The 12,910-nt window shown below is 48.8% G+C and carries 4 protein-coding genes; 3 read left to right on the forward strand and 1 reads right to left on the reverse strand.

Annotation, left to right across the window (positions count from 1 at the left end; genetic code table 11):
• Positions 1-10: 10 nt before the first annotated feature.
• Genes D0C36_RS17270 through D0C36_RS17280 form a run of 3 tightly spaced genes read left to right on the forward strand, consistent with a single transcriptional unit; the run spans position 11 to position 11,514 of the window.
• On the forward strand, positions 11-6,727 hold the full coding sequence (locus tag D0C36_RS17270; protein ID WP_117392917.1) for a polyketide synthase: 6,717 nt from the start codon (positions 11-13) through the stop codon (positions 6,725-6,727).
• Positions 6,727-10,770 (forward strand): non-ribosomal peptide synthetase, encoded by a 4,044-nt coding sequence (locus D0C36_RS17275; RefSeq protein ID WP_117392918.1) that lies wholly within the window; start codon positions 6,727-6,729, stop codon positions 10,768-10,770. Before D0C36_RS17270 ends, D0C36_RS17275 begins: the two co-directional genes overlap by 1 nt.
• Positions 10,771-10,776: 6 nt before the next feature.
• The gene (locus D0C36_RS17280; RefSeq protein ID WP_117392919.1) at positions 10,777-11,514 is read left to right on the forward strand and encodes a 4'-phosphopantetheinyl transferase family protein; all 738 of its coding nucleotides are present in this window, start codon (positions 10,777-10,779) and stop codon (positions 11,512-11,514) included.
• Here the strand turns inward: D0C36_RS17280 and D0C36_RS17285 are convergent.
• Positions 11,504-12,814 (reverse strand): zinc dependent phospholipase C family protein, encoded by a 1,311-nt coding sequence (locus tag D0C36_RS17285; protein WP_117392920.1) that lies wholly within the window; start codon positions 12,812-12,814, stop codon positions 11,504-11,506. The genes D0C36_RS17280 and D0C36_RS17285 overlap by 11 nt on opposite strands.
• Positions 12,815-12,910 lie beyond the last annotated feature (96 nt).

A 12,910-nucleotide genomic window follows, 5' to 3' on the forward strand; every position in this document is an offset into this window, starting at 1 on the left:
ATAAAACTGAATGAGTATTCTTACTGATAACAAATATTACGGCGACCCGGGCGATGAACTGTTGATACACCACCTGTTTGAACAGCAGGCGCAACAGCACCCCAATATAATTGCCGTACAATTTGGCGACGACAAGATAACTTTTGCCGAAATGAATGCCCGTGCCAATGAACTGGCACGCGTTATTGAGGCCACCTCGCCCGAAGGGCTGGTAATAGGCGTTAGCGCCACCCGTTCTATAGCTACCATGGTAAGCTTGTTTGCAATATTAAAAGCAGGCAAAGCCTATCTGCCATTAGACCCCACTTTCCCGGCCGAGCGCCTGCAGGACATTGTTGCCGATTGCGGTATGGATACCTGCCTGGCTCCCGCAAGTGATGCGGCAGTTTTCGGCGATATAGTGAAGAACGTTATTGCTTCTGATCGGCCTGTTGCAGAGGTACAAGCGCCTGATAAAGTTGCCAAAACCAAAATTGCTTACATCATTTATACATCCGGCTCTACGGGTAAACCTAAAGGTGTTTGCGTGGGGCATGCCGGGCCTATCAACCTTATCAGGTGGAACCAGCGTATTGCGCCTTACCTTGGTGTAGGCCATCGTACGTTGCAGTTTTCCCCACTGATATTTGATGCATCGGTAATGGAGATATTTTGTACCCTGTGTATTGGTGGTACCATGGTGCTGGTACAGGATGAGGTACGTATCGACCCGATGAAACTGCTCAAATACATTGATGAGCAGCAGGTGAACCGCATCATTGTTACTTTTGTGGCTCTGCAATACATGACAGAGGCGGCCGACGCCGAGCAGTTTTTCCCGCAGTCGCTTAAAGATGTGATCAGCGCGGGCGAACAGCTGAAGATAACCCCGCAGGTTAAGCGTTTCTTTAAGTCGGTACCAGGTTGTATTTTTTATAACATGTATGGCCCGACAGAGGCCAGCGTGTGCAGCACATCGTTCCAGTTAAGCGGCGACCCTGAAGAGTGGCCTCTGCTGCCCAATATTGGTGCACCGATAGATAATACCAATATTATTATACTGGATGACGACCTTAAGCAGGTTGCTGAAGGCGGGCAGGGCGAGCTTTGCATTGCAGGCATTAGCCTTGCCGAAGGATATTTGAATCGCCCCGATCTTACTGCCGATAAATTTATCGACTGGACGGATGCCACGGGCAAAACCATGAAACTTTACCGCAGCGGCGACCTTGGTTTTTACCTGCCCGACGATAACATCGAATACATGGGCCGTAAGGATACGCAGGTAAAAATTCGTGGTAATCGTGTAGAGATAGGTGAGATAGAGGTACTGCTGAACCAACTGGATGGTATACAGCAATCGGTAGTTATCGCTCGTGAGGATGTGCCGGGGCAGAAACGTTTGGTGGCTTATCTCATAGCAACCGGCGAGAAGAAAGATGTTGCCTACCTGCGCGATAGTATAGAGCAAAAACTGCCCGATTACATGATGCCATCTGCATTTGTGTGGGTGGATGGCTTTGCCGAAACCACCAGCGGCAAGATTGACCGTAACAAGTTGCCCGTGCCCGATATGCAAAGGCCCGAGCTATCGGTACTGTACAAAGCACCATCAAACCAAACAGAAAAACGCGTTGCCGATTACTGGACGGAGCTTTTGCAGCTGGATAAAGTAGGCGTTTATGATAACTTTTTTGAACTGGGTGGTAACTCCATCCTGGCCCTGAAAACGGTAGCTGCGCTTAAAAAGCAGTTCAACTACTCGCTGCCGATAACCAAGCTGTACCAGTACCCAACGGTAAATGGTATTGCTTCATTTATTGATGGCAACAAAACCGTAGCCAAGGTTACTGCCGTTAAAAACAAACGCGACAGGAGCAACAACGACATAGCCGTAATTGGCATGGCGGTACGTTTCCCCGGTGCTGATACCATTTACGACCTCTGGAAATTATTGACCGAAGGCCGCGAAACCACTTCATTCTTTACTGATGATGAACTGGATGCCAGCATTCCGCATCATATCCGCACGGCAGCCAACTATGTAAAGGCCCGCGGTATTGTAGAGAACGTCCAAAGCTTTGATGCCGCCTTCTTCGGCATAAACCCTAAGGTTGCTGAGCTGATGGATCCGCAACAGCGTATTTTCCTTGAACTGGCCTGGGAAGCCCTGGAAACCAGCGGTCATCTGCCCGATAAATATGCTGGTCCTATTGGCGTTTTTGCCGGGGTGGGTAACAATACTTACTACACCAGCAACGTACTATCTAACATAGATAAAGTTGAGAACATTGGCCGCTTTTTAACGGCTACCATCAACGAGAAAGATTATATAGCCACCCGCACTGCTTACGAACTGAACCTGACTGGTCCCGCGGTGAGTGTGCATGCAGCTTGTTCAACATCGCTGCTGGCGATAGCGCAGGCGGCAGATAGCATCCGTAATGGGCAGTGCAATGTAGCGCTGGCGGGCGGGTCATCCATAAGTGCGCCTATCAAAAGTGGTCACTTATACCAGCAGGGTACCATGCTGAGTGCTGATGGCCATTGCCGCCCGTTTGATGCGGAAAGCGATGGTACCGTGTTCAGCGATGGCGCGGGTGTAGTGGTACTGAAAAGTTTACAGGAAGCTGAACGCGATGGCGACCGTATTTACGCTGTACTTAAAGGAGTGGGTGTTAATAACGACGGCGGCGGCAAAGGTAGTTTTACCGCACCGAGCGCAGCAGGCCAGGCCGGTGCAATTGCTATGGCTATCGCCGATGCGGAAGTTGAGCCAGCAAACATTTCTTATGTAGAGGCCCATGGTACGGCAACTGCTTTAGGCGATCCTATCGAAATAGAGGGCTTAAACCTGGCCTTTGGCAAACAGGACAAGAACCAGTACTGTGCCATTGGTTCAATAAAAAGTAACATGGGCCATTTGGTGGCTGCTGCAGGTGTAGCGGGTTTTATAAAAACCACACTGGCACTGTTCTACAAGCAGATCCCGGCATCGTTATATTTCACCAAACCCAACCCCAATATTGATTTCAGCGAGAGCCCGTTCTTTGTAAATACGGAGTTGCGCCCATGGGAAACCGATGGCAAGCGCATCGCAGGGGTAAGCTCTTTCGGGGTGGGTGGTACCAACGTTCACGCCATTTTAGAGGAGTACGATAACGGCGTACAATCGTCGGGCGAAAGCAGGCCTTTGCAGTTGATCAGCTGGTCGGCTAAGACGGCTACGAGTGCTTCAAAATTTGCCGACAGATTGTACTACTACTTGCAGGATAACCCTGAGGCGCCTTTGGCAGATATTGCTTACTCGCTGCATACTACGCGCAATAACTTTAAGGAGCGTAACTTCATTATCGCTGCCGACAGAGAAGACCTGCTGCAAAAGCTAATGAACTTTAAGCGCGATATCACCAACTCTAAGGTCATCAGCCAGAACGCTACCGAGGTGGTATTTATGTTCCCGGGCCAGGGTGCGCAGTATTTGAACATGGGCCGCGAGCTTTACGCCGGCGAACCTGTTTTTGCCGATGCCGTTAATGAATGTGTGGCGCTGCTGCAAGGTACCGGTCAGGCTGATATTTTTGATGTGATCTACGCGCCTGAATCGCCGGAGGCAACAGAAAAATTAAAGAATACTTTTTATACCCAACCGGCAATCTTCATCACCTCATACGCCATGGCCAAGCTATGGATGAGCTGGGGAATTGAGCCGACGATATTTACCGGCCACAGCATAGGCGAGTTTGTTGCCGCACACTTTGCAGGCGTATTTAGCCTGGCAGATGCATTGAAGCTCATCACCGAACGTGCCCGACTGGTAAGTGAAGTAGCCGAAGGCGATATGCTATCGGTACGTTTAACGCCAGCGGAGCTGGAAGTCATCCTGCCGGATAACTTATCTATCGCAGCAATCAATAGCAATAAATTGTCGGTAGTAGCAGGAGAGAAGGATGCCGTTGCCGCCTTCGCACAGGTTTTAGAAGACAGGGGCACACCGGGCCGTTTGCTGCAAACCAGCCACGCTTTCCACTCGGCCATGATGGATGATATTGTGGCGCCTTTTGAACAGGTAGTGCGCTCAGTGAAAATCAATTCATTGGTTAAGCCGCTCATGTCAACCGTTACCGGCGACTGGCTAACCGAGGCCGAGGCCTGCGACCCTGCATATTGGGCTAACCACCTGCGCAGGACTGTTCGCTTTGCTACCGCTATAGATAAATTGGCTGAAGACAAGGGCAGAGTTTACCTTGAGGTTGGCCCAGGCCGTACGCTGGCAACCCTTGCAGCCCAACAAACTGCTGCCGAACCTGTTGTTACTATAGCAGGTTTGGATAACAGTAATGGCCAGCCGGAATATCAGTCGGTATTAAAAGCTTTGGGCCAACTGTGGCTAAACGGCATTGAGCCAAATTGGAATGAGATTTATACCGGTCAGCGCAAAAGGCTTAGACTGCCTTCTTACGCGTTTGATCGCAAAATATATTGGGTGGAGCCCGTGGCCATGAATCCCGTAGGTGAGGTAATGTACCAGCCAGAGGAGATAGTGCCCGATACTCCGCCCGCAACCGTACAGGACGATACTAATCAGAATATGATGACGAGAAAAGATTTTCTGGCCGAAAAACTTCAGGGCATTTTTGCAGATGCCGCAGGTATTGATATTGACAGCTCATCTGTTGATGTCAGCTTCCCCGAAATTGGGTTCGACTCGCTTTTGCTTACCCAGATAGCCACCAATCTTAAAAAGGCTTTCAACGTAAATATCACCTTCAGGAAACTGTTTGAGGATTACAACTCCATCAACCTGTTGGCTGATTTTCTTGATAAAACTATCCCGGTAGGGCAATTTGAACCTGCAACAGTAGCCCCAAAAACTGCACCTGTACAGCAATCGCAAACGGTTTATGCACAAACTGCTGTACCGCAACCGATAGCTTATAATCAAATACCGTTAAGCGGTAACGGCAGCGAGGTGGCGCTGAATATGATCAGTCAGCAGTTGCAATTGTTGGCAGGCCAGATAGCACACTTACAAGGTACGCCAATAAGCACAACGGTAGTGTCTATACCACCGCCAATGCCATCAGGTGAGTTAAAAGGCGGCCCTGTTGCGCCACCTGTATTAGAACCCGAGCCGGATGTAACGGCCGAGGAAATGGTAGAGATCAAAAAACCTTTTGGTGCTACTGCCCGCATAGAGCGTAAAGTACAAGAGCTTGATGATAAGCAAATGGAGTGGCTGGACGGCTTAACCACCCGCTACAACGCTAAAACCCGCAAAAGCAAAGAGCAAACCCAGGAGCATCGCGCCTACATGGCCGATCCGCGCGTGGTAAGTGGTTTCCGCCCGTTAACAAAAGAACTGGTTTACCCGATAGTGATTAATCGCTCGAAAGGTAACCGCCTTTGGGATGTTGACGGTAACGAATATATCGACGCACTGAATGGCTTTGGTTCAAACATGCTGGGCTATCAGCCCGAGGTATTGAAGAAAGCCATCGTTGCACAAATTGACAATGGTTACGAGATAGGCCCGCAGCACGAGCTTGCCGGCGAGGTTTGTAAACTGATGTGTGATTTTACCGGTCATGACCGCTCTGCATTGTGTAACACCGGTTCTGAAGCCGTGTTGGGCGCTATGCGTGTTGCCCGTACCGTTAGCGGCAGGCCGTTAATTGTTGCCTTCGCCGGCTCATACCATGGTATTATGGACGAGGTGATAGTACGTGGTACCAAAAAATTAAAGACATTCCCCGCTGCATCGGGTATCCTGTCGGATAACGTACAGAACATGCTGATACTGGATTACGGTACCGATGAGGCCCTGCGCATCATCAAAGAACGAGCAGACGAGATTGCCGCCGTACTGGTTGAGCCGGTACAAAGCCGCAGACCGGAGTTTCAGCCTATCGAGTTCCTGAAACAACTGCGTACCTTAACTGCAGATGAAAGTATTTGTCTGGTTTTCGACGAGGTGATCAGCGGTTTCCGTTTCCATCCTGGCGGCACACAGGCCATCTTCGGTATCAAAGCAGATCTGGGTACTTACGGTAAAGTTATCGGCGGTGGTATGCCTGTGGGCGCCATCTGCGGTAAAAAAGAATATATGGATGCCCTTGATGGCGGTTTCTGGGAGTATGGAGACGACTCGGTACCAGAGGTAGGTGTTACCTATTTTGCCGGTACCTTTGTGCGCCACCCGCTGGCCCTGGCCGCTGCAAAAGCATCGTTAGATTATATGAAAGAACGCGGCCCTGCGCTGCAACAAAAGCTTACCGCCATGGCTACCCGCCTGCGCGATGGCTTTGCAAAAGTGTGCAGTGAGGCCGGTATCCCGGTAACCACTGTGGGTTATGGCTCGCTTTGGAGAATTAAATTCCTGGAGGATGTACCTTATAACGAGTTGTTATTTACGCTGATGCGTTTGCGTGGTGTGCATATCCTGGATGGTTTCCCATGCTTTATGACCGATGCCCATACCGAAGAGGATGTGGATTTTATGATAGAGCAATTTAAGCAGAGCATACAGGAGATGGTTGACGTAGGATTTTTTAAATTTACATCCGCAGAAACCAATGCGCAGCCCGCTACAAACGGCACGGCAGATAAGGTGAGCCTTGAAACCCTTAACACGCCGCCGGTAGAAGGTGCAAAGCTTGGCCGCGATAAAGACGGTAACCCCGCGTGGTTTGTTAAAGACGAAACCAACCCGGGTAAATACGTGCAGTACAACATCAATAATAATTAATGCCCGAACTAACCGCTACATATAATCCCCAAGTTAGCGCCCAGGATTTTGACCCCTTTGCAGGGCCGGAGATCGCCTTAATAGCGCCCGCCACCGAGCCGCAAATGGAGATCTGGACATCGTGCCTTATTGGTGGCAACGATGCCAGCTGCGCGTATAATGATTTTGCTACCATTATCCTTAACGGACCCTCGTTCAACAAAGAGGCCATGCTGCAGGCCGTACAGGCTTTAAGCGACAGGCACGAGGCCTTGCGCAGCGTTTTTAGTGCCGATGGTGCCAATATCATTGTTTATAAGAACCCAGAGGTAAAAGTTGATTATCATGACCTATCTGCCCAGGATGATGAACAGAACCGCCAGTTTGTTAAAAATTACTGCAGGCAGCTGGCTATCACTCCGCTGGATCTTATCAATGGTCCGCTGTTTAAGATAGCCCTTATCAAACTGAATGATGGTGAGCATCAGGTGGTGATATTAACCCATCATATTGTGTGCGATGGCTGGTCGATGGGTTTGGTGATGCAGGATCTGGGTAAATTATATTCTGCTTATGCACAGGGCCAGCAACCAAATTTGCCTGCTGCGCCACGTTTTAGCGATTATGCGGTTGATGAGGCTAATGCTAAGGATAGCCCCGAGCATATCGAAACTGAACAATACTGGATAGACCAGTTTAAAGGCAGCGATCACTTGCTTGATGTGCCTACAGATAATCCGCGCCCGACACCGCGTACCTTTAAAAGTACCCGTGCTGATTACGGGCTGGATACCGCACTCGTTGCCGACCTTAAAGGCTTGGCGCGTAAAACAGGCACAAGTTTGGTAACTACCATCCTGGCATCGTTCGAGGTGTTCTTGCACCAGCTGACGGGGCAGGATGAAGTAATTATTGGTTTACCTGCCGCCGGGCAATCAGCTACCGGCAACTTCGGGCTGGTGGGGCATTGCGTTAATTTGCTGCCGTTGCGCAGCTTTCCGCACGGGGCGCAAACCTTTGCCAATTATTTAAAAGACCGCAAGAGCGTAGTGCTTGATGCCTATGATCATCAGCAATATACCTTCGGCAGCCTGCTGAAAAGGCTGGCCATCCCGCGCGATCCTTCGCGTTTGCCGTTGGTGCCTATCATGTTCAATATCGATATCGGTATGGAAGATGGGATTGCCTTTTATGATCTGAAACACCGATACCTTAATAACCCGCGCGAGTACGAAACTTTTGAAATATTCCTGAACATAACGGATAACAAGGGAACACTAACCTTCGAGTGGTCGTACAATACGCAACTGTTCCAGGCGGCAACCATCAGCCGTTTTATGCAGGAGTTTGAATACATGTTGCGGTACGTGATCAAAACGCCTGATGTACTGATAGGCAAACTGCCCCTGATGAACGCCGAACAGGTACGCGAGCAACTGAACAAATGGAACGATACCCGGGTGGAGTATCCGAAGGAAAAACCACTGCACCAGATCATCAGCGAAACTGCCGCGCAATGCCCGGATAACATCGCCCTGAAGTTTGGCGGGGATGAATATAGTTACGCCAAACTTAACGCCAAAGCCAACCAAATGGCTGCTATCCTGATAGAGAAAGGCGTTAAGGTGGGCGATAAAGTAGCTATTTCTGTTGACAGAAATGCCGAACTGGTAATTGCTCTGCTGGGCATCATGAAGGCAGGTGCCGTCTATATCCCGCTCGACCCGATATTCCCTATCAACCGTATCAATTACATGCTGGAAGATTCGGCAGCGGTGGTGCTCATTACATCAAAAGAATACCAGGGTCGCTATGAATCGACCGCTACAGAATTGCTGTTGGAAGATATTGTTGCCCAATTAAACAGTTATCCCGATACCGACCCTGCTGTTGAGGTAAAAGGCGAAGACCTGCTGTATATCCTTTATACTTCGGGCTCAACCGGGCAGCCTAAGGGTGTGCAGATCAAACATCATAACATGGTGAATTTCCTGTACAGCATGCAAAAGCAGCCGGGCTTGACCGCTGCTGATAAACTGCTTGCAGTGACCACCATCAGTTTCGATATTGCGGGGCTGGAGCTTTGGCTGCCGCTGATAACCGGTTCACAAATTGTACTGGCCGATGCCGCTACGGCAAAAGACGGTTACGCGCTGCTGGAGATCATCCGCAACGAAAAAATAACCGTAATGCAGGCCACGCCATATACCTGGCGTATTATGCTGGAAGCAGGTTGGGGTGCTGAGCAGGTAAAAGTGATCTGTGGTGGCGAGGCCTTGCCTATGGACCTGGCGCAACGCATTCTGGAGCGTGCTTCATCGCTGTGGAATGTTTACGGGCCAACGGAAACCACTGTGTGGTCTACCCTGAAAGAGATCAAATCATCAGATGGGTTTATCAGCATTGGTAAGCCGATAGATAATACGTACATCTACATTTTAGATAAATTTCTGAACCCGATGGGGCCTGGTGCCGCGGGCGAGATCTATATTGCCGGCGAGGGCGTAGCCAAAGGTTACCTGAACCAACCTGAGTTAACGGCCGAGAAATTTGTACCCGATCCGTTTGATAACTCAACCCCCGGCGCTATCATGTACCGCACCGGCGACCTGGGTACCTTTACTGCCGATGGCGACCTGATGTACATTTCGCGCATTGATGCGCAGGTAAAGATCCGCGGTTACCGTATAGAGACCGGCGAAATTGAGTTTAATCTGGGCAAAGAAGAAGCCATTAAACAGGCTGTAGTGGTTGCCCGTAACGATAAGAACGGCGTCGCCAAACTGGTGGCTTATATTCTGCTGAATGATACGTTCAAAAAACTGGAAAATCCTGCCGACCTGATACAGCAGTGGCGTATTGACCTGCGCAGTTCGGTACCTGATTACATGGTTCCCGATAACTTTGCCATCATCGATGAAATGCCGATGACGCCGAATGGGAAGGTAGATAAGAAAGTATTGGCTGCGCGCGATATTGATGCCGCTGAGACCGTAAAATATGTTGCCCCGGCAACCGATACCGAGAAAATGCTGGCCGCTATATGGCGCGAGATGCTGGGTATTGAGCAGGTGGGTATTCATGATAATTTCTTTGAACTGGGCGGCCACTCGCTGATTGCCGTAAAGGTGATGGCCCGTGTAGAACAGGAAACAGGTGAGCGCCTGCCACTGGCTATTTTGTTTGAAAATTCGACCATTGAGAAATTGGCCGCAGTGCTGGATAGCGATACCAATGCCATCTCATGGGACTCGCTGGTGCCTATAAAACCAACCGGAAGCAAAATACCTATCTATATTGTGCACGGTGCCGGTATGAACGTGTTGCTGTTTAATACCCTTGCCCGCCACATGGATGATGACCAACCGGTTTACGGCCTGCAGGCCAAAGGTTTAAATGGTGTTGATGAACCGCTTAACCGTATCGAGGATATGGCAGCACATTACGTATCATCCATATTTGCGCAAAACCCTGACGGGCCTTATGCATTGGCAGGCTTCTCTTTCGGTGGCCTTATTGCCTTTGAAATGGCAAGGCAGCTTAAAGCGCTTAACAAAGAAGTGCGCATGCTGGGCATGTTTGATACCTACGCTTACCGCACTCCGCATTACGACCCATGGACAACCAAGCAGGTTAAACGTGGATTGTATTTTGGTCGTAAGGTTTGGCATAGCCTCACCTTTCAGGATGGGTTTGAAAAAACCATCCGTAAACGCGCAACTGCCGTTAGTCGTAGCCTTACAAGATTGTTCTGGAAGCTGCGTTATGGCGATAAGCAGGAGCAGGCTGGTTTCTTTGGTTACTCGCACCGTATTGATGAGATGAACAACGATGCGCAGAAGTATTACCGCATTCAACCGTCTGATCTGGAAATTGAACTGTTCCGCGCCGAAACGCGTTCTTATTACCTGGACGATTACATTTACATGGGCTGGAAACCATACGCGCTGAAAGGTATCAACATCCACAGCGTGCCGGGCGAACACAATACCATGTTTAAGGAGCCGAACGACAAAACCTTTGCCCGCGTACTGCAGGATTGCCTGGACAAGATCAATTACTAAAATACTTTGGGTACGCTTACCAATCGGTTCATCAATAACGTAAACTGGGAGACTACTGCAGGAGAATTAGCTTTGCCCCAACAGGATGAGGTGCATGTTTGGCGCATCCAAATTTCGGCTAATATTTATCGTTTAGATGATCTGCGAAAACTGCTTACGCCCGAAGAAATAAGCCGTGGTGATAAATATCATCAGCTGAAAGACCGGCAGCGTTTTGTGGTAGGCAGGGGCTTGCAGCGCATCGTCCTCGGAAAATATCTGAATCAGGAGCCTGCACGGTTGAACTTCGTTTTAGGCGATAACAAGAAACCTTATCTGCCTGCCGGTGATGGCATGGAGCTGCATTATAATGTTTCCCACTCGGGCAATTGGATAATGCTGGCCGTTTCGCAAGATCCCGTGGGTGCTGATGTGGAATTTATTGACTCCGTTTTTCCTTTCGATGATATCCTGCCGGAGCATTTCTCTGCTAATGAGATCGCTTACATAAAATCACTCGATAAAACCAACCTCTTTTATAAATTGTGGACACGCAAAGAAGCTTTCCTGAAAGCGACAGGCCAGGGTTTAGGTGAGCATCTGCGTGATACACCATCGCTTGATGGGGAGCATGAGTTAAAAGCAAATCTATACGGAGCACATAAAGACTGGAACCAGCAAAGTTTTTTCGTTGCTGACGGTTACATGGCATCAGTAGCAGCGGTAGGAGAGTGGTGGCTAAAAGCCTTTGATATTAATTTTTAGTAGCCAGGGTCTGGGTAGAGTCGGCACTGGCAGGCTTAAAATTGGTTAATTCTAAAACCCTTGATGCGGTGATATCCCATTTCTTTTTATCGCTTTTGCTGAGGCTGTTTATTTTTGAAGTATCCGCTTTAGCGTAATATTCCACAATGTTTTTCTGTAACTCGGGCGATACGTTCTTGTAGCCCTGTTCCTGCAGTTTCTCCAGCAGTTTAGAGTAGGTATGATCAGCGAGGCGGTATTGGCCCAATAGAGTAGGTTCGCCGGTATCAAAGTTAATATCGGGCAGTATAAGGGTATTATCGTGCACCTGGTTAAGTGCAATTTTGTAGTTCTCCAGAATAGCCTCAAAGCTTTGGGCAAACAGTTTCTGCCCTTCCTCGCCCGGCGATTTAAATTTTAATGCTTTCAGCGGGCCTATTTTCGGCAGTATCCCTATCATAAACACAGCGGCTTTGGCCCAAAATTTTGGCTCTTTGCGTTTTTTGCCAAACTCGAGGTTAAAAGCACGTTTGCTCATCTTATACTGAAACTTTTTGGCCGTAATACCGGGGTTAAGTTTCTCTATCTCGGTTTTGTTGCCTTCGTAAGCTGCCTTGGTTAGCTTAGGGAAAAGATTGCGTACGCCCCAACGCATGGTGTTGATATCAGCATTAATGTTGCTGAAAATAGTATTCAGGTTACGACCGTAAGTTTTAAAGAAAGCACGTTCCAGAACAGGTACTGCTATGTTAAAACCAATAAAATCATGGTAACCCTCTGATGTATAGCCATGCTGGCCTATTTGCAACACATCATAAGCAAACTCCATCCTGCTGTGCGACATGTGATTTTCCTCGTAAGTAACCACATCACCAAACTTCTTCTGCAGATCGGGGTAAATGATGGGCACGTTCAAATTGGTCGACATGGAGTGCCCGTATTTATCGGCCATGTAATGCGATAGCGCACCCAAAGCAAAAGCGTACTCGTTAAGGTTTTGTGCGTCGGCTAACAAGTTGGTAATAAAATCGCCACTACGTACATAATGCAGCAAGTCGGTAAAAAAGCCATTGCCAAAAGGCATATAACCCATATCGGCCACAATGCTGCCGCCGTAGGCGTAGGAGTGGGCCATTACCAGATCTTGTGGAGTGGCGTTAGGATATTTTTCTATAAGCATAGGCAGCATCACGGGTTTCCATGATGCATCAATAATGGCCTCATGCGCTAAAACCGAATAGGCTTTAACCCCCATGCTGCTAAAGCAGAGCAATAAAAGAGAGCTTAAGAAAATACGGATAGATGTAAGGGCCGTTGACATGTGCAGTATCTAATGCGGTAGTAACGGCAAAGCTACCCGCATGGTTTTACCTGCAGGTAAGAATAATGTAAATGTTACGCTAAATTTAATTAGTGA

The organism is Mucilaginibacter conchicola (assembly GCF_003432115.1).
GTDB lineage: Bacteria > Bacteroidota > Bacteroidia > Sphingobacteriales > Sphingobacteriaceae > Mucilaginibacter > Mucilaginibacter conchicola.

Bases quoted from the DNA above. Each gene is read 5' to 3' on its own strand.
- D0C36_RS17285 (WP_117392920.1), bottom strand. From the start codon at position 12,814: ATGTCAACGGCCCTTACATCTATCCGTATTTTCTTAAGCTCTCTTTTA.
- D0C36_RS17275 (WP_117392918.1), top strand. From the start codon at position 6,727: ATGCCCGAACTAACCGCTACATATAATCCCCAAGTTAGCGCCCAGGAT.
- D0C36_RS17270 (WP_117392917.1), top strand. From the start codon at position 11: ATGAGTATTCTTACTGATAACAAATATTACGGCGACCCGGGCGATGAA.